The sequence below is a fragment of the Vibrio jasicida 090810c genome, from assembly GCF_002887615.1.
Taxonomy (GTDB): domain Bacteria; phylum Pseudomonadota; class Gammaproteobacteria; order Enterobacterales; family Vibrionaceae; genus Vibrio; species Vibrio jasicida.
Genome location: NZ_CP025792.1, coordinates 1,067,462 through 1,086,574 on the forward strand (window position 1 = coordinate 1,067,462; position 19,113 = coordinate 1,086,574).

Annotated in this window: 18 protein-coding genes and 1 tRNA gene; 5 read left to right on the top strand and 14 right to left on the bottom strand. The window is 41.8% G+C overall.

Going from position 1 to position 19,113, the window contains the following annotated elements:
* Nucleotides 1-160 precede the first annotated feature (160 nt).
* Nucleotides 161-568, bottom strand: a complete 408-nt coding sequence (locus C1S73_RS05025) for a YscW family type III secretion system pilotin (protein ID WP_038866849.1) — start codon at nt 566-568, stop codon at nt 161-163.
* 359 nt (nt 569-927) lie between these two features.
* Between C1S73_RS05025 and C1S73_RS05030 the strand changes: the two genes are divergently transcribed.
* The 3 genes from C1S73_RS05030 to C1S73_RS05040 all read left to right on the top strand — a co-directional run bounded on the left by C1S73_RS05030 (nt 928) and on the right by C1S73_RS05040 (nt 3,635).
* The gene (locus C1S73_RS05030) at nt 928-1,374 is read left to right on the top strand and encodes a CesT family type III secretion system chaperone (protein ID WP_038866847.1); all 447 of its coding nucleotides are present in this window, start codon (nt 928-930) and stop codon (nt 1,372-1,374) included.
* A gap of 7 nt (nt 1,375-1,381) precedes the next feature.
* Complete coding sequence (gene exsE2 / locus C1S73_RS05035) at nt 1,382-1,681, top strand: T3SS regulon translocated regulator ExsE2 (protein WP_038866845.1); 300 nt, start codon at nt 1,382-1,384, stop codon at nt 1,679-1,681.
* 436 nt (nt 1,682-2,117) lie between these two features.
* A complete protein-coding gene (locus C1S73_RS05040) occupies nt 2,118-3,635 on the top strand; it encodes an HD domain-containing protein (protein ID WP_038866843.1) in 1,518 nt (505 codons plus the stop codon).
* 160 nt (nt 3,636-3,795) lie between these two features.
* Here C1S73_RS05040 and C1S73_RS05045 read toward each other — a convergent pair whose 3' ends face one another.
* Both C1S73_RS05045 and C1S73_RS27755 read right to left on the bottom strand, forming a co-directional pair.
* Entirely contained in the window at nt 3,796-5,292 is a 1,497-nt protein-coding gene (locus tag C1S73_RS05045; protein ID WP_038866841.1) for a hypothetical protein, read from the bottom strand.
* 249 nt (nt 5,293-5,541) lie between these two features.
* Nucleotides 5,542-5,685 carry a hypothetical protein gene (locus C1S73_RS27755; RefSeq protein WP_158654981.1) on the bottom strand — a complete coding sequence of 48 codons (144 nt, stop codon included), beginning with the start codon at nt 5,683-5,685 and terminating at the stop codon, nt 5,542-5,544.
* A 957-nt stretch (nt 5,686-6,642) separates the two neighbouring features.
* Here C1S73_RS27755 and C1S73_RS05055 point away from each other — a divergent pair.
* Nucleotides 6,643-7,167 (top strand): helix-turn-helix domain-containing protein, encoded by a 525-nt coding sequence (locus C1S73_RS05055; protein WP_038866836.1) that lies wholly within the window; start codon nt 6,643-6,645, stop codon nt 7,165-7,167.
* A gap of 357 nt (nt 7,168-7,524) precedes the next feature.
* On the opposite strand, the gene C1S73_RS05060 is transcribed toward C1S73_RS05055, so the two are convergent.
* The 5 genes from C1S73_RS05060 to C1S73_RS05080 form a co-directional block, all read right to left on the bottom strand.
* Nucleotides 7,525-8,028, bottom strand: coding sequence for a hypothetical protein (locus C1S73_RS05060; protein ID WP_038866834.1), 504 nt, complete (start codon nt 8,026-8,028; stop codon nt 7,525-7,527).
* 189 nt (nt 8,029-8,217) lie between these two features.
* Entirely contained in the window at nt 8,218-9,354 is a 1,137-nt protein-coding gene (locus C1S73_RS05065; protein ID WP_038866832.1) for a site-specific integrase, read from the bottom strand.
* A gap of 83 nt (nt 9,355-9,437) precedes the next feature.
* Nucleotides 9,438-9,525, bottom strand: a tRNA-Ser gene (locus C1S73_RS05070).
* Between the two features lie 144 nt (nt 9,526-9,669).
* Nucleotides 9,670-10,119: an L-alanine exporter AlaE gene (locus C1S73_RS05075; protein WP_038866830.1), complete on the bottom strand. Its 450-nt coding sequence runs from the start codon at nt 10,117-10,119 to the stop codon at nt 9,670-9,672.
* 440 nt (nt 10,120-10,559) lie between these two features.
* The gene (locus C1S73_RS05080; protein ID WP_038866827.1) at nt 10,560-12,980 is read right to left on the bottom strand and encodes a hybrid sensor histidine kinase/response regulator; all 2,421 of its coding nucleotides are present in this window, start codon (nt 12,978-12,980) and stop codon (nt 10,560-10,562) included.
* Nucleotides 12,981-13,033: 53 nt separating this feature from the next.
* Here C1S73_RS05080 and C1S73_RS05085 point away from each other — a divergent pair, with 53 nt between their 5' ends.
* Nucleotides 13,034-13,645: a YecA/YgfB family protein gene (locus C1S73_RS05085; protein ID WP_096030927.1), complete on the top strand. Its 612-nt coding sequence runs from the start codon at nt 13,034-13,036 to the stop codon at nt 13,643-13,645.
* A 62-nt stretch (nt 13,646-13,707) separates the two neighbouring features.
* Here C1S73_RS05085 and C1S73_RS05090 read toward each other — a convergent pair whose 3' ends face one another.
* The 6 genes from C1S73_RS05090 to ybgF form a co-directional block, all read right to left on the bottom strand.
* Nucleotides 13,708-14,874 carry a glutathionylspermidine synthase family protein gene (locus C1S73_RS05090; RefSeq protein WP_038866825.1) on the bottom strand — a complete coding sequence of 389 codons (1,167 nt, stop codon included), beginning with the start codon at nt 14,872-14,874 and terminating at the stop codon, nt 13,708-13,710.
* An 8-nt stretch (nt 14,875-14,882) separates the two neighbouring features.
* On the bottom strand, nt 14,883-15,452 hold the full coding sequence (locus C1S73_RS05095) for a DUF1190 domain-containing protein (RefSeq protein ID WP_038866823.1): 570 nt from the start codon (nt 15,450-15,452) through the stop codon (nt 14,883-14,885).
* A gap of 8 nt (nt 15,453-15,460) precedes the next feature.
* On the bottom strand, nt 15,461-15,877 hold the full coding sequence (locus C1S73_RS05100) for a DUF350 domain-containing protein (RefSeq protein WP_038866820.1): 417 nt from the start codon (nt 15,875-15,877) through the stop codon (nt 15,461-15,463).
* The gene (locus C1S73_RS05105; RefSeq protein WP_038866818.1) at nt 15,877-16,920 is read right to left on the bottom strand and encodes a potassium channel family protein; all 1,044 of its coding nucleotides are present in this window, start codon (nt 16,918-16,920) and stop codon (nt 15,877-15,879) included. The genes C1S73_RS05100 and C1S73_RS05105 overlap by 1 nt, the downstream gene beginning before the upstream one ends.
* 132 nt (nt 16,921-17,052) lie before the next feature.
* On the bottom strand, nt 17,053-18,114 hold the full coding sequence (nadA, locus tag C1S73_RS05110; RefSeq protein ID WP_038866817.1) for a quinolinate synthase NadA: 1,062 nt from the start codon (nt 18,112-18,114) through the stop codon (nt 17,053-17,055).
* Nucleotides 18,115-18,347: 233 nt separating this feature from the next.
* Nucleotides 18,348-19,103: a tol-pal system protein YbgF gene (ybgF, locus tag C1S73_RS05115; protein ID WP_038866815.1), complete on the bottom strand. Its 756-nt coding sequence runs from the start codon at nt 19,101-19,103 to the stop codon at nt 18,348-18,350.
* Between the last annotated feature and the right edge of the window lie 10 nt (nt 19,104-19,113).

Below are 19,113 nucleotides of genomic sequence, written 5' to 3' on the forward strand. Positions count from 1 at the left end.
TATAAACATAAAAATTGCAGTAAGTGCAACTGATATTCATATAAAGAAGCACTGAACCGATGACTTAAACCCAATAATAATTAGGGTTTAAGCGCTGGATTATTCGCTTCATTCAACTTAATTTTTTATTAAAATAGAAAAAATGAAAACGATTACTTTTCTAGTTATTATTGTAAGCTTCTAGTTTTAAGTCCTTATGTACTCTGCCTTGCGTAAAAATATAGCCTTCTTCTTTACTGGCTATGATTTTTCCTTGAGAACGTAACACGGTACGGATTTTCATCTCGCCTTTTCCAGCTTGAATCGGCGCAATAACAAAAGAGTATTGCACAGGTAGTTGAACCCCTTGATACGTCTGCTTTGCGACAGTAATACATCGTTCTGCAGTCACTTGGCATACATCAATATCAACCGATGTACTCACGGGAGCAATATACTCATCAAAAGCAACCCACCCATACAGCACGGCTTGGGAAGAACTCGCAAACCCGCCTTCTAAGGAACTGGTGTGAGTGCAAGCGCTCAAAAGCAAAATGCTTAACAACCCAATAAGCGTTCTAGATTTCACTGCGTACTCTATCTACTTATCTTTTTATTAAAAATGACAGTCGCAATTCTGGTACAGAAATATATAAAAGATCAACCTATATTTCATATATAAGTTAAAAATTAAATTCTCAAAAATAAGAATACTTTTAATGGCGCTGGATTTACTTTGTTTTAAAATTTGACATTAGTTCCAAGCACATAATCAAACATTATATAAGTGAAATTTATATGCACTAAGGATATAAGCAACACCATCAATAAATTGTTTATTAACCTTATAGAAAAAACGTTTATATAAAAAAATCCAACCAATATTGATAAACATTCAAATGCACTTCCCATAATTTCACCCTTAAAATTCTAAATAGGATAACTTCTATGTCTGCGCGCCAAATCGTAGATGAGGTTTTACTTAAATTTGCTCATCAAATAGGGTTACCTAAATTACAGTTGATTGAAGACGAATTGGGTTTAGCTTTTGATGACAACTTAAGAGTGCATGTGATTTTTCACCCAACAACAGGGATGCTTCAATTAGAAGCTGAGATCGTCGATCTACAAATTGTTAACTCTGACCTTTACCGTTCTTTTGTCGCATTCAACTACCATTGGTCTGAGCATCAATTGTTTTTTAGCTTAGATAACCACAGGCACAAGCTTTGTTTAAATAGACTGCTTCACGTAGAATCACTCGACTACGAACTGTTTGAAGATGCACTGGCTGAGCTGCTCACACAGAGCGAATCTTGGGAAGACTTGTTATCCGCCCACATCGCCATGGAAACTTTGCCCTCTCAGCTTCAGAGCTCGGATTTAAGAGTTTAGGTAATCTATGTCCAATGACATCCAACCAACACAAAAGCACTTATCTATCGATTGGATCGAGAGCAATAGCCAGACTGAGTCTGTAAAGAAGGGAAACTTTTTAGGCAGAACCGTGGTGCAGATAAATCCAAACGAGCGAGAGCAAAACCGCACTCACTCAAAACTGGAGCTAGGCGAGACACTTTCTATGCTTGCCAATACTGAGCTCTCCAACGCGATTTTAAGCTTTGAAAAAGACTCGAATGCAGCACAGAGCCTGTTGAATAGAAAGGTCCAAGTGATCGCGGCAAGCAGGCCAATGCGCTAGGGGTAGACCTCACTTTGCAAGAAACGCAAAGCCCCGAGGTTTCGGGGCTTTTGTTTTGTGAGTGAGACCTAACACCTAGAAATATAACTCTTTGAATTTATAACCAACTTACGAGTTGGGTAGAAAAAAGCATTTCATTACGCATACACGCCTAGATATCATAGCTCCACACAATATCCCCTGTTGGCTAATTATAGTAGATCAAACTACAATTCCAACGAAGTCTATCCATTAAACCTATACTCTATCGATAGATATATCGCTTACGATTTGCACATCCATTCGAGCTCTGCCATTAGAGCTACTCAAGTCGGAGTCAACAAGAATCATACTTTCAGCCTCAAGACTCAATAATTTTTCGAACCTATTCTATTGTTTTTCATGATATGCACCCCAACTATATACCATGTGTTTTATATAAAGATTTAGGTGTGATATGCAGTTCAATGAAAACCTTACGGGAAAAATCCTCGATCCAATCCATGGCATAATTCGACTAACAGAATTAGAGCTAGATTTTATAGATCATCCATTGTTTCAGCGTCTTAGAAACATTAAGCAAAATACTTTCCTTTACAAAGTATTCCCATCCGCGATGCACAGTCGTTTTGAACACTCTTTAGGAGTAATGCATCTATCTTATGAAATTTTAGAAAACATGAGTATCAATGCTCATCGTTACAAGAAAAAGTATGATGATAACCTAATATTCACAAAGCTTTCGAGCCTGCCTGCTTCCAACATACAAGAACTTAGATTGGCCGCTTTAATGCATGATATTGGACACGGTCCTATGTCTCATCAATTTGACTCCTTTATGTGTGATAAAGATGAGTTCCAAAGTTACTTTGGCAAAGATTACCCCCAAATCGTAGACCTAATTGAAGACAATGCTCAAGTGGAACACGAGCATATATCTCTACTATTCGCAAAAATCATCTACGATAGCTTGCCGGAAAAGAAACGTAGTCAAATCAACATTAATAACGTTCTATCGATTATAGAAAAAGACTATCAGAAAGAAATCGAAATAGAGTTAGCAGGTCAAAAATTCGACATGCTCCCACTGTTCACCTCAATAATTTCTTCATGTCCAATAGATGCAGACCGTATGGATTACCTTCTTAGGGATAGTTATTTCTCTGGTGTAAAATGTGGTATTTATGACCACAATAGGCTCTTTATGTCTATGGTTCCTGTTGTTGCTAACGATACAATTTATTTAGCTTATAAAGAAAGTGGATTAGATTCGATTATTGAGTTCATCAATGCTAGAGCCAACTTGTTTGGCCAAGTTTACTATCACAAAACAAATCGCGCCTTTTCATCCATGTTGAGCAAAGTTTGTAAGCTAGCAAAAGAGCATGACTCGCAGGCAAACCTTTTTGAGTTCACACTACCTACAGATGCAGAACAGGCATCGTATGTAGAACAAATCCAAAAGTTCTACTTAGATAACTCTGATGATTATTTTCTGAACGAGCAGCTAGAACAACTGATTGGTGATATCCAACCAGCAGTAAGTATCACAAATGACATAATCACAAGAAAACCTTGGAGTAAGGTTTACGAGTCAAAAATCTACCCTTCCGGTTTGCATATAACGGCTACGATCGACAAATCAAAAACCGATCTTTTAGAATCAAAAATCAACGAGTTAATTGTTGGAAAAGATATTGATCCTTCTATGTTTACCATTGATGTTATGACTGACAATGCGTTTAAAGACATAGCTAAGACTGAGATTAAACTTCTTGAGAAGCAACTTGACGGGCATTACTCAGTGAAGAAGTTCAAAGACTCAAATCATAAACTATCTAGATATCAATCAATTAAGTGCTTTGTTAGAATTTTTGCACACGAATCGATCATGGAACGGTTTGACTTAAGCTTGATTAAGGCGATTGATGAAACAAAAGATAATCTATTGAAAGAACACAGCCTAGTGAAGTAATAGTTCCACACTAAGACGATGAAACTCTACCACTCAAAAAATCAGAAACTTAAATAAAACAGTTTTAATACAAGAAGCTCATGGGTATCCATCACACTTGAAAGCCTATCTATGAGCTCTTCTTAAGAGTAACTTTAAGGAATTGGGTTAAACACTATATTCATAACAACGGTTCGTATTCTATTGAGTTTTGCATCTCTAAGATCATTCGATGAGTTTTTATTTTCTTTTGAATACGTTCAGGCAAAAGAGAGGCATACTCCGCAGTATCGAGTTGTTTAAAATCTATGGCAATATCATTAATGATCTTGACATACTTATCACCAACTTCTTTAACCTCATTCAAACGGTTTGTCTCCTTGCCAATAGAATCCAACAAGTGTTGTTGCTTACTCCAAAGTTCATCTAAATTTACACCACTCTCTAGCTCAGCTTTCTTTTCCTCTAGACTCTCCGTTTCTTGCCTTAACCATTTGACACGGTTTTCTAACTCGGTCAACGCTTCACTTGATACACCTTTTCTATCTAGTGCAGCTTCAAGCTCACTCGTGACTTTGTAATGCGCTCCATCCAATATTTGTTGCGCTGTTCTTTGAGCGCTTTCAACCACTGATAGCTCTTGCTTTAGAGCATTCTCGGTAATCATTTGAGCATTCTTTCTTGCATCTTCTATTTCCGACGCTAACTCCGCTAGAACATCATCTCTAACTTCTACTCTGACCTTTTCACGTTGTTGTTCTGCTTCAACTCTCGCATTGTTAATGATTCTTCCCGCTTCTAACTTGTTAAGATAAATGGTTTGCTTGAGTTGTTCTAATTCTTGATTTAAAGATGACTTCTCTTCTTCAAGCCGCAATACCGCTACTTGAAGGTCATTCGCGAGGGACTTTATCTGCGTATAGAGCTCTTTTTGCTCCCGCTCTTTTTCTTGCCACTTTTCAACTCTTTGTTTGATTCGGGCTACCCTTTCCTCAGCCTGTTCCTCACGCTCAGAAATGTTATCAGTGATTCTTTGAACTTGTTTGCGATGCCTTGCTATCTTTCTCAACAACATACTTCTTTCTTTGCTGATACTCATCGCGGCTTGCTGCTCAATAAAATCCCAGAATGGATTTAGCGGATTTAATGCTGTTATCTGAACTTTTACATTTTCATAGCTGTTCAGCAGCGAATCTGAGTCCAATCCAACAAGAAATAACTCAAGGGCACTCCTACCCTGCTTTCGAAAGTCCACTATTTTATCTGGTGGGGTTTCATGAGTATTAGTAACTTCCACATAATACTCTTCCCTACCGATCTGGCAGACGATATCTGGAATCCGACCGTCTCGATAGACCTCTAGACGGACATTTTTCACACCTACCATTTCACAATCACTAGAATCAAAAATGCCACTGGAATATGGATGAGGAATGAGCTTCTCCCGTTCAATGAACTCCTTTGCACTCAAATGCAACTGGGTTTCATACGAATAGCGACATTCTGCGTTACTTTGATGACGTAAGTAGCTAGCTATGCCTTTATTACTATGTGCGGCAACCATGAAGTCTCCGCAGCAAGGGCAGACAACATCATCCTGAGTGCCACTTTCAAGCTCAACAACAGAAACAACTCTGCTCTCGCTTAGCTTCCACCCAAAAATAGAACGATTTCTCATGTACACCTCAACATTGGAAAAATAGTGATGGTTAAAAACACAAAATATGGAATCAATCTCATATTAATTACCATACTAAAATCAAGTCAAAGACAATGTGCTTACTTAGTGTGATCATCCGTCGCATATAAGATCGAAAGACGAACTTATAACTGCTCTATAATCTTTCGAGTCTGCCTCATTTTGAATTTATTCGTTTAAACACCCCAAAACTGCCTGACTAAATCTAAATGAAGTGGTTTAGCTAAGTTAAGCTAAGAGAGTACCTATGATATGTTCTTTCCAAATGATATGGATCGACGTATCGACACTGCCATTGTCCAGATCTGACAACCAGCTAAATGCTGCGCGAGCCTGCCCTCTCATATCTAGGTCAATAACTACTTTCGACATGGTTCGAAGCATTATTCAGAAATGAGTAATTAACCTCTGCAACCGTCGCTGACATTTTTGAGTTGCACAAACGTAAGCCAAAGAAGCCTGCGTTTTGAACCTAAATAGTGCTTAAATTTACTACATCCCTCCTGCTTATCATCAATGATAAGAACCAATGACAACGCTAACCGTTGCAATACTGAAACGCCGCTACTTTCTGTGTGAAATGAGCCGAGCATTGACTTGCTCTTAGATAATATCAAGAACCTCGCTGACGGTTTTTCGACTAGTAAAATAATTCCCTTGAAGTAACCCATCACCATCCAAGCCCAACTTAAGATAGCACTTTGGTGGGTTTATAAGATTCCGCTGATTATTGTTCATCTTCTTTGAGATACAGAGTGTGTTGTAAGTAAGGTAGGATAAGAAACTTGGCAACCCTGCTCCCCACAAACATGTATGCTGAATTTTCGACGCAAATGTATGCCGATTTTTCTCACAACCTAGAAGCATACACTTTGGCATACAATAAAGTTTGGGATAGTAAAAGGCGGGTGATACGTAGTGAAACTATTAATTTGTTCAAAAACAAAGAGTTATAAAACGAAAAAGCCCCAGCATTTCTGCTGGGGCTTTTAGAATGTGGCGGTGAGTGAGAGATTCGAACTCTCGATACGTAAAGCTACGCTTTCACCATCACCTAACGGCGATGTGCCGTATATAGGTCAATGACTTATCTACACTGAGAAAACAAAACTAGCACGCTAGTGTATGTAGTTGTGTAGGCTCATTTTATCGCAAAAACATACATTGCGCTGACTTTTTTAATCCCACTTTCACTTAGACTCTCTATTCCATCCTTTCTACTGTCTGGATGGTGCTGTCTTTCACATATGGAATTGTGGATACACATAGATGCATGCTGAAAATGTTTGGAGCAATCCATAGTTTCCTTAATCACAAGGAACTATAGTTATGCCTAGGAACCCGTTTTCTATCACAAAACAAATCATTGAAGCCAATCTAAAAAAGTCACATGGTTTGACTGTTACTGACAAAAGCGTTTTAGTGACGCTTTCTAGTTACTTTGGTACAAAAGGCAACAGTAACACCTATAGCTGTTATCCAAGTCAAGATCGTGTTGCAGAACGAGTTGGATGTACCCGTCCAACCGTAAACAATGCGCTTCAAAAACTTGTGAGACTTGGTTTTATTCGTAGTTCTTATCGAGGTACAAATACTTCCAACCTCTATACGTGGCTTGGGATTCCAACACTTGAGGAAGAAGAAACAGAAGAGCTTAGCTCTACTAATGAGCGAGGTGATACTGTGAATTTGGAATCACAAACGGATAACGATTCAAAGACTGAAAATTCTGACACTCCAGTTAGTTCGACTGTTGATGCAGTTCAACTATCAAGAGAACAACAGCAGACTACCAGTTATTGGTGGACTGACTTTGAACAAGAAGAGTTAGAGGTTAGTGAGTCACCGTTCTAAGATAGCCTCTTCGGAGGCTTTCTTTCTCAATGTATCGTGAACGAACATCCATGTTCGCTGAGAGCTCTACCCCTGTATGATAGAAGCTGAATCCTTGTATGCTCAGGCAACACAAACATACTAAGGAACATACTATCTATCCTACTATTTATCATACTAACTACGTAAGTTAAGCACTGAAAGAAAAGTGATAGATGGAAGGTTAGATACCCTCTTCCCCCTTTCAGTGAATCCTTATCCTCTCAGTGGATAGGCATGGTAAACGGATAAACCTTCTACTCGTACATACATTGGAGTAGGTTTGTTAACTATTCACCAATAAATAAGACTTTAAAGGACAAATGGCAAGTCCAGACTTCAAGCACTCTCAGTTTTGTTTTTTAACAAATTATTTTCAGCACGATACATTATAATATCATATTTACATTCGTTAAGTTCCAGCTCAAGGTTTGCTTTGGTTTCGCATAGATCTGAGTTCGTTGCTAATAACTCTTCAAGTCTAGACTCTAACGCATTGTGATTGATCTTCTGCTTTTCTATAATTCTGTTGGCTGTATCTACACTTCTGGTTAAACTCTCAATAGTTGCACGGTTTAAACTTTCTTCAGCTTCAGCCATCAAAAGTGATTGTTCAGAAGATTCGAGAGCCTCAACCCCCTCAGAAATTGACACTATCATCTCTTCAACACTGCTTTCTGCTTGTCGATAAAGGGACTCAGTTAACTCTAGTTTTTTTTGAAGGTCACTGACTTTCAATAACGCTATGTTTTTTTGCTGTTGAGAGTCTTGGTACCTACCTACAAAGTGAAAAATAACAAGCAATTCAATAACAGCGGCTATGACAAATATTTCTAGATTCATTAAAATAACTCTTACTCAACCGTCTAATGAGTCTTTAACATCAACACTCAAACACATTGGCTTCAACCTGTTTATTAAACATAATTTATATCTCAAAATCAGGTTCTACTCTGAAAAAGCTTCCCTACTCGCGATAAATTCCGTAATGATAACCCGTTGGACTATTTAATTAATCAAGGGCGCTTAAAATCAGAAGTTGCCTACAGCAAGCATATTCAATGCCTTACATTTATTATTATATGAAAAACCAGACAAATAAATTTTACCTGTAGTTAACTTACCCACACTATGCCCCATCAGTGAACCTATCAGCTCCTCTTTCACTCCTGCATTAAATAGCTCTGTAACCACATAGTGACGTAGAGAGTGAAACGATACCCCTTTGGCACCTAATGACTTTAGAAGCCCTGAGAAGTACTTACTGGGCTTACCTGCATAACCATTCTGCTTACTGTATGGAAGAGTGAATAGGTGTTCATTCTTTCCTTTACCTGCTACCAACTCATTTAGTAAATTCAGTAAAGGAGCAGTAATTGGCAAGACTCGCTTACTCGATGCATTCTTAAGCTTTTTATCTTCATGATCGTCATTGATATTCAATGTAGGTTCATTTCCTAACTGAACGTCACATACCCTCAACTGCGCTATCTCATTGAGCCTACAGCCTGTTAGAGCCGCTATACGAGGAAGATAATACTTCCATTCATCTTTACTCTTTTTATAGCTCTGCGTGGCTCTCAATAGCTCTCCTAGCTCTTGCTTGGTTATAGCTCTCTTAGGTCTAACTGGTGTTTTTTCAACTGCAATCTTGAACCAATCTTGTTCTACTTTATGCCCTACTCTCCCAAAACAACTAGACAGTAATCTAAGCTTCTTCTTCATAGTAGTAAGGTTACAAGTTTGAGTCTCTTTCCATTGGTCTATATGCGACTGCCTAACACTATCTAACGTCGTTGTAGAACTGAGAGCGACCACAAAGCTATTCCAGCAATTTCTGTACTCTGTTTGGCTTTTAACACTTAGGTCTGTTAGATGATTTGAGATATCAATACTCTGAAGCAAGAGAGTTTTCTTTTCCTCAGAGCTTTTAAAGTCACTGTAGATCGACTTAATGTCTTCTAATGTTGGGAGGGCAATTTGCTGTATGCGGATTGCTAGTTCTGATGCGAGCTTAACCGCTTGGAGGTAGTCTCTTGTTTTTAGACTCAATGTTGGCTGGTGGTGCTTACCATTAGCTCTAAGATTCCAGCGGAACGTGAAAACACCCGTCCTACTGGTAATAAGGTAAAGTGATTTTCTAGAAGATAGCCTTTGATTCGATAACATGTGTTAGCTCCAGTGTGGGCTAGCGTTATCTCAATAAGCCTTAAAAACGAAAAAAGGCCTGATAAATCAGACCTCTTAGAATGTGGCGGTGAGTGAGAGATTCGAACTCTCGATACGTTGCCGTATACACACTTTCCAGGCGTGCTCCTTCAGCCACTCGGACAACTCACCGAATCAAATTGTGGTTAGCATCATTGGCTAACGAGGCGCTAATTTAATGATTATGTGCCTGATGGTCAAGGCTAAACACGAAAAAAAGCGCCCTTTTGCGTTTGTTTGCTCACTATCTAGCTAAATTGCATAAATCAGGGGCAATTATGCTTCTTGATAGTAGCCAGGTACTCGGAACCAACGGCGGCATTGGTCAAGGAAGTAACCGTAAAGTACACCCATACCACAAGACACAACTGCGTTACTCGCTACTGCTGTGATAATTTGGTCAGTAGAAGCGCCTACCGCAAACAAAATGCCTGCGTAAACCGGAGATTGGAATAGCACGTAGGCCATCAAGTCAGATACGTTCTTCATGAAAGATGAAGGTGAAAGCTTGTTGCCTTGGCGCAATACCCAGTCACGGAACATGCCATAAGGCCATGCAATTGCGATGTTGACCGGAATAGACAACGTACGCGATGCCAAAGACTGCTCGAACGTCATACCCGAGATCAAAATCTCAATAATCATCCCTGTGATAAAACAAAAAACCACCATAGCAAAAGTATCCGCTGCGGCGTTACGAATACAAAATGGTCCACGAGACTTCATTTACAACCTCTAAAATCAAACACTATTAAAAACGATATCTATAAAATGATTTACTGCATTTAAAACCACATAGCAGTTAATGACGCTATTAGAGCACAATATTTTCAGTTTATGATTCCGTTTTAAAATCTCAGTTGTAAATTAATAACCAACTTTAAGGTTAAAAGTAGCAGCTTTCACCAAAACCAATAAAAGGCACCGCTAAAGGACCTAAAATGAAGTTAAAAAACGTAATTTACTTACCAACGAACGACTTAGCTCGCGCTAAAACACAAAAAACCAGACGAATATCTGGTAAGCGAATTTCAAAAAGATCGGCTTATGCTACTTGGAGAAGGATTTTCAGAGTAAATGCGAAGTTTGTGAGATTTGATGAATGGACAAGGACAGAAGAAGCAACTCGAACCTCTGTTCAAGCGGCTTCCTCTTTATGAGTGAGGTTATTGATCTGCCAATAAAATGGTGAGCTGATCGATGTCTTCTTGTTCAGGAGATAATGCGTTGATCAAGTGACTTTCAATACGTTCGATCACGCCTCTTAACTCCTGCGTGACGCTCGGTTGAACACTGTCAAAAATATGAGCGAGCGTTGTCATCGCTTGTTCTAAGTTACCATCATCTAACGCCATGTAAAAATTCAAAAGCAATGCCTCTACATTACGCGGCTTCGCTGGCTCGTCTCCCTGCTTATTTTGATATTGGTAGAGGATTGAAGAATGGCGATACAAGGCATCATCCAACTCAGACTCAACAACAGGTTTAGCAATAATGTGGTTGGCACCAACATCGAGCATCCGCTCTTGTGTCTCTTTAAATACATCGGCTGTACAACCGAAGATCAACACAGATTTTGCAGGCGAGTCCATAGAACGAATCACAGCGATTGCCCCTACCCCATCGAGTACTGGCATATGGTTGTCCATTAAGACCAAATCGAACTCTTGCTTGGCGACCTGCTCGACCGCTTGCTGTCCATTCTCCACACACACGCACGTAAAGCCTTTGGCTCGTAAAAAGGTTTCCATAATGATGGTATTGGTTCGATTGTCTTCGACGATCAGAGCGTGTAAACCTTGGCAATCAAGCTTATGTGTGTTGGTCGATTCCGAAACACCCGCTTCACACGGACTGAGCTCCAGTTCCACCACAAACTTGGTGCCAATACATTCTTGGCTTTGAACGCTAATGCCACCTTTCATGTGTTCAGAGATCTGCTTAACAATCGCTAACCCTAAACCCGTTCCACCAAATCGACGCATCGTTGAGGACTCGGCTTGCTCAAACGGTCGGAAAATTCGTTTTTGCGCATCGGGATGAATGCCAATTCCAGAGTCTTTGACGGTGATAATAAGCTTAGCGTGATCGCTCTGTATCTGTTCTTCCAACTCAACTTCAACAAAACCGCGATCCGTAAATTTCACGGCATTATTAAGAAGGTTAAACAGTACTTGGCGAAGGCGTGCTTTATCGTTGTTGTACCATCGCCCTTGTGGAACATTTGAGACCACTCGGAACTGTAAGCCCTTTTCAGCACAAAGTGTGTGGTAAACACTGTTAATACTGCCGAGAATGGACTCGATAGGAAATGGGGTGTTATCAAGCTCGATATGACCTTGCTCTATTTTGGAGTAATCGAGGATCTCGTTAAGCAACGTCATCATATGATCGCCAGAATCATACAAGGTATTGAGGTGTTTTCTTTGCTCATCTGTAAGTGGCGTCTTTAACAAGATTTGCGCGGTGCCTAGCACACCATTCATCGGTGTTCTGATCTCATGAGAGAGTGTTGCGAGAAAAGCAGTTTTCGCATTGGTAGACGCCTGAGCCTTCACCCTCTCTTGCTCTAAATAAACGGTTTTTTCGTTAAACTTAGTCACCAAGTGGCCGATTTCATCCTCACTATCATAAGCAATATCGATGATGCCTCCGGTCTTAGAATCATCGACTTTTTGAGCGATTCGCACTATCGGTTCAACGATGTATCGATTTAGCAAGTAATATCCGACCAGCACACAGAGCAATAAGAATGGAATAATACCTCGCTCTACACTCATGACTTGTTCAAACACTTGATCGGCAACTTTTACCTTTGCGTTAACAACGTCCATCTGCCAATTGAACGCTCCGAAGTCTAATTGGCTGATGTAAATGTCTTTGCTGAGTTGGAAATTGTGCTCAATCACGACTTGCGAATCAGCGTCACGGATAACCACCCCTAAAGAATATTGATTTGTATGCTCTCGAATAAATTGGAATAAAGCCTCTAAAGAGAGATCCACTGTTGCCACGCCAGCAAATAGCCCATCTTCATAATAGGGTGCAGACGCCGTAATCATTTGAACCTGAGTAAAGGTATCGATGTACACGCCAGACCAAGTGACGGTTCCTGAAGGCGCATTGGCCACAGATTGATACCAAGGTTCGTTGTCGTAACCGCCAGATTCAGGATTGTTGTATGAGTGGATCTGATCCAACCCGCCCGTTTCATTCTTATTGAAGAATAAGCTTGTGTATTGCCAACGAGCACCGTCTAAGGTTGGCTTCGGCCATAGGCCACCACTGACAATGATGTCGTCACTCACACGAAGGAGTTGAGGAATCGTCTTTTGTAAGGAGATGCTCTGTTCCGGCGTTTGCCCTAGTCCTACCAGACTATTAAGCAGACCAACTGAGCTGGTCAGCGGCTCTTCTATTTGAGACGCCAACAACTGCGTACGCAAATCGAGATTACGTTCGAGTTTGCTTCGAACTGGTGGCTCAACAACGAGATACACCACAGAGCCAATCGTAGCAATGAAGAAGCACAAATAAAGTGTTAGGGCGAGAATGCTTTTTTTTCTGAGTGACGAGCGAATTTCCATAGATGTAGCCGAATCATTCCCTAATATCGATTTATCACTAATTGATTGGTAATATGAGCGCAACCAACCAGCCCATTAACAAATGGTATTCTATTTTGAAACTACAAGACATCCTTTCTCTTCCAGAACTTGATGGAAAACTACTAAACCTAGCGAAAACTCAAGGCTTCGTAACGGCAATGGCTTCTGCGCCAAACGTGCTGAACCCTCAAGAGTGGCTGCCATTCCTATGGGGCGGTGAAGAAACAGCACCCTTCACAGACGGCGAGCAACTAGAACAGTACATTGATGAGATTGTTCAAATGTGGAACCAAACTCGTCCAGCGCTTCTAGAAGGCGCGTGGCAATGGCCAGAAGGCTGTGAGTTGGATGATCAAGATATCGTGTCAGCAAACACGCGTGATTTCTGTGAAGGTGTCCTTCAGGGTTGGCAGTTGACTCGTGATGATTGGGAAACCCTAATGCCAGAAGATAGCGAAGACAGCGCGCTACTGGGCGGCGTTCTGCTTTCTCTGACGATGCTGTACGATCCAGAAACAACAATCGCAACACTGGCAGAACAAGGCATGGAAGGTCTTGAGCAATTTGAAGAAATATTCAATGCAATGCCAATGATGCTTGGCGGCTTGACTCAGCGTGGTGTCATGCTGGCAGAAGAAGAGTAAAATTCTCTGCTCTGTTGAATACACTAAATGAAAAAGCTCTCCAAGTCGGAGAGCTTTTTTGATCAATCTAGAATGACATGGGGAATATAACGCGCCATATCTTGGGTAACTAAACTGCTGTCTTCACGAATAGAGATACCCGCGGCTTTATCGTTTACTAACCAACTGCCAATTAAAGTATGACTAGAACCAAATTTGGGTAACGGGTAGTACTGCTGAACAATGTTATGAGCCGACTCATAGGGACCAGGGGTTTTCACTACGCGCTGTCCATTCTTCACAATCTCTATATTCGCGCCTTCGCGAGAAAACAGTGGTTTGATGACGTAGTCTTTCAAACGGTTCGCTTTTGGATCATTAGCAAAATACGCCGGCAGTAAATTAGGATGGTTTGGAAAGCGTTGCCATAACAAAGGAAGCAGTGCTTTGTTAGACAGAACAGATTTCCACATCGGCTCTAACCAGTTCACGCTCGCCGTTGCCAAATATTGGCTGTATTCCTCTTCAAACATAAATTCCCATGGATAGAGTTTAAACATCCATCGAATCGCTCGACCATCGGCATCGACGAAACGGCCTTCTTCCGTTACGCCAATATCTTCGACGTAGACGAACGCAGTCGACAGTCCTGCTTCTCGAGCGCAGTCTTCTAAATATTGGACCGTGCCTTTGTCTTCTTCTGCGTATTTACAACAACTGAAATGAAGCGTTTGCCCTGGCTGCAATTTGGCGATTTCCGCAAAACGTTCAATCAAGAAATCTTGCAAGATGTTGAATTGATCGGCTCGTTGATGGATACGCCCTTTGTTCACGACATCTTCTAACCACACCCACTGCCAAAAACCCGTTTCAAATAAGGATGTGGGGGTATCGGCGTTGTTTTCCAATAGCTTTGCGGGTGATGAACCGTTGTAAGCAAAATCCAACCGGGAATAAAGCGACGGCTCTCTACTTCGCCAAGAAGAGGCAACCTGAGACCACATGGATTCCGGAATCGCGCATTGGGTCAGTAATTGCTCACTTCGAATCACCTCATCCACAACTTCAAGGCACATTTGATGAAGCTCCTCCGTTGGCGCTTCTAGATCTCGTTCGATTTGATCTAATGTGAATTGATAGTACGCACTCTCATCCCAATAAGGTTGGTCGTACATAGAGTGAAACCCAAAACCAAACTGGCGTGCTAAATCACGCCAGTTTTCTCTTTCTTGTATTTCTCTTCGAAACATAAATGCTGTTAACCGCCTCGACCAACAGAGACTGCTTTACCAAAGCCACCTCGGGACATAGCGCGCCCTATCGTGCCACCACCTCGTTTATTTAAGTTACTGGTTGCGACTTTAGTTGATTGGTTACGGTAAGAACCATAGAACTGCCCTGCACCATTGTAATACTTCGATTTGTAGCGATACATCGGCTCTGAGTAGTAACTCTTGTTGTAACCACTCAAGCCACTCACTGCGCGGCTAAAGAAGTAGCCACCAACAAACGGGACATACGAGCGGTGACGTGAGCTGTAATAACAATCGTCTTCATAGAAATCGTCTTCACACTCAAACTCGTTGTTATAGCGTGGTGCGTTTTCTTCTGCTCTCGCCATCGCTTCTTGGTACGCTATTTCACATTGTTCGCTGAATTCTGGCGCGTCTGATTTGCATTCATCCGCATCAACATAGATATAGCCTTCTGTTTCTGACTCTTGAGTCGCCAGAAAGAAGATGCCACCAAAAGCGACAAACGGGATGATTCGCCCAACTTTGAAGCTTTTATCCATCGAAGATCGTTTTACGTTGGAACTGCGTTTCATCGCCCCTCCTAGTAAGTCATGCAAGCTGCGTTAAGTACGCCGACAGAGATAGAGACTCCCGCGAGTACAATACCTGCGGGCACTTCGTCGTTCTCGATACGCTCAGAGACTTTAGGCAATAGAATGAATCGCACAATACCAAAAGCAATGATTTGAGCCAACATGGCAACAACGCCCCACACCATAAAATCAACAATATTGACTGAGTTCGTTGCCGCTCCAGCAATGGCTAAGCAGTAACCAAGAAAAGCACCACTCAGTGCGACTGCTGCTGCGGTGTTTTTTTCTTCTTTGATTAGGTGCCATTCATCGTATGGCGTCAGTTTTACGTAGACGAACTTAAACGCCAGCACGAAGACAATCGAGACGGAAAAGTAGAGAAGAAAATTGGGAAAACCTGCCAACAGGTCAGCAATCATGTGCATTATTTGTCCTTATTCATGTCGTTCCATGCAAAATTATCAATGCGCTCATCTGCAATGTAGAACAGCTTGGTATTTGGTGGCACTTCTGCTTCGAGCTCAGGGTTTAGCTCAATGCCATTGCCAAGATCGAAGGCGATCAATGTGGCCTGATGATGCTTTTTAATGAAGCTGAACACCTTTTCGACACTGGTTGTCGCCTGATCTTCAGGGTAAATCACCGAGTATTGCGTCATACCTCTAGTAGAAGCTAATAACTCTTGGTGTAGAGCACTTGAACCGGGGTCCACGGCTGCTTTCGCCAGCATCTCAGCACCTACGGCAGGTATACACTCCGCTTTAGGACAATGCTGGCTCAACAATCTACCTAAAGCATCATCTTTAAAGTAGGCAAGCAAGTGTGCATCAGGATTCACAGAGGCACAATACAAGGCGGCCGAGAGGGTAATATCATCGGTGAGATTATCAACAATGATACAGTTGGCGCTGGTGATGTTGGCGTTTTTCATCTCTTGTGCATCGGTGTAACTGTTCACCTTGATGAAACCGATCTCACCCGGTAGCGGATTCTCTATGTCAGAACGGCTACATAACACAATAGGACGCTTACCCGCTTCTTCATGCTGCAACATACGAATAAGGTGCATGGTCCTTGCGCCATTCCACCCCAACAATACGATATGGTTTTCCACTCTTACTCTCCGTTTACCTAATATACCCGCTCGCCAATAATCAATTGCACCGCCTGCCACACGCCCCAAAATGGCTGCAAACAAGCTCAAGCCACCAGGAATGATAAACAGAACCACGACCCATTTCCCTGCATCCGTCGTTGGTGAATGATCACCATAACCAACCGTCGACGCAGTCACCATCAGGTAATAAATGAAGTTAGAGAAACTGTCGGTAAGTGCATGCTCCCCCGCGAGAGCCAGCAACAGCCAAGAAATACCAATGTAGCTACCGCTAATGACGAGAAGGTTTCGGTTGCTTAATTTGAAAAGATGGGTGCTCAGCCACTTTTTCAGTACTAGCCATACAGCCATAAGTTTCCGATTCCTTTCTGATTACTATAAGTAAATACTAACTCATTGATTGTAAGAAACAAAAAAACCAGCCAAATTCGGCTGGTTTTTGAGATTTGTCTTAACAAACTGATGTCTGGGCAGACAGAACGACTATGCGTTCCCTTTCACTTGCATATTCAGTTGTTCAGCAAAGTCTAGCATGCGGTTCAATGGGATGAGTGATTTCACACGCAACGCTTCATCAACGAAGATTTCGTGTTCTTCACCACCTTCATTCAATGCTTTTTCAATCGCTTTAAGACCGTTCATTGCCATCCAAGGACAGTGTGCACAACTGCGACAAGTCGCACCCGCACCAGCAGTGGGTGCTTCGATCAGTTCTTTCTCTGGCACCAGTTGTTGCATTTTAAAGAAGATGCCTTTATCGGTTGCAACAATCATTTTCTGATGAGGTAGCTCTTTCGCCGCTTTGATAAGCTGACTCGTAGAACCAACCGCATCAGCCAGCTCAACCACGCTAGCTGGTGATTCTGGGTGCACTAGGATTGCCGCATCCGAGTATACGTTCTTCATCTTACGCAGTGCGTCCGCTGAGAACTCGTCATGAACTACACACTCACCTTGCCACAACAGCATGTCTGCGCCAGTCTTGTTTGCGATGTAAGAACCTAAGTGACGGTCTGGGCCCCAAATGATTGGCTTATTTTCTGCGTCTAGGTGTTCAACGATCTCCAGTGCAATACTAGACGTTACAACCCAATCAGCGCGTGCTTTAACCGCCGCGGAAGTGTTTGCGTATACCACGACCGTATGATCAGGGTGAGCATCACAAAACTCGCTAAACTTGTCCGCTGGGCAGCCAAGGTCAAGTGAACATTCCGCTTCTAGTGTTGGCATTAGAATGCGTTTTTCTGGTGTTAAGATCTTTGCAGATTCGCCCATAAAGCGAACACCACCAATGATCAATGTGCTTGCTGGGTGACGGTTACCAAATTTCGCCATCTCTAACGAATCACCAACAAAACCACCCGTTTCTTCCGCTAATGCTTGGATCTCAGGATCGGTGTAGTAGTGTGCGATAAGCACGGCATCTTTCTCTTTAAGCAGCTTTTTGATTCGCTCGATGTAATCGGCTTTTTCTTCTTGGCTTAATGGGATTGGCTTTGGAGGGAATGGGTAAACTGTCTCGATTTTATCTAATATGTGGCTCATTGCTCTTGCTCTACGCAACTTCCTTTAATCCGAGTATTGTAACCTTGTTAATTTTCAAAAACCAACCCAGAGCGGGAATTTCTAGCAGTCTAGCCGTATATCTTTGACGCAAATAACTATTCTATCGACAAAATAGAATTGGGTTGTTGCAAAGAAAAACCAGTGAAGTAAAACGAGCAAACAAGAAAAAAGGAGCCGAAGCTCCCTTTATTAGTCTCAATGTATGAGTTTTATTACTTCAGCTTAGCGCTCGCGATTTTCGCTGACGCACTGCCGGCATATTCATCGACAACTTGCTGATAGTATTTCTTCGCTTGTGCAGCATTATTGTTACGCTCAGCAATATCGCCTAGCTTAACCAATGCGTCTGCACGCTTGTTAGAATCTTTGTAAGAAACCACAGCGGCAAAACTCTTCGTTGCTTCTTTGTCTTGCTTCTTAGCAAAATACAACTGGCCTAGCCAGTAGTGGGAGTTTGCTGAGTAAGTCGAGTTCGGGTAATCCTTTTGGAACTGCTGGAAAGCCGCAATAGCGCCCGTGTAGTCTCGTTTCTTAAGGATCAAATCCACGGCATCTTGATAAGCAGTTTGCTCATCAGCGTTGGACGTGTATTTACCACCTGTTTCTGCAGGCTTGGTTTCTTTTACTGGCGCAGCTTTCATTTCACCACGCACACGATCTAGCTCGACAAACAACTCACGTTGACGCTTTAACATTTGCTGCATTTCGTAGCTATTGCGTTCTAACTGACCACGTAGATCACTGATCTCTTGTGACATTTGGTCAATTTGCTCTTGCATTTGGAGCTGAACACGGTTGCGATTTTGCAGCAAGCGCTCTAAACGCTCGACATCTGATTCTGAAGAAGATCGAGTTGATACTGATGATGTGCTGTTGAGATCTGATACTGGAGCTGGTGCAGCGAACGCGAAGTTCGCTGCACTTGCCAGTAACGTAAGCGTAACAGCGCGCTTAGTGTTACTGAACATGAGGTTTACC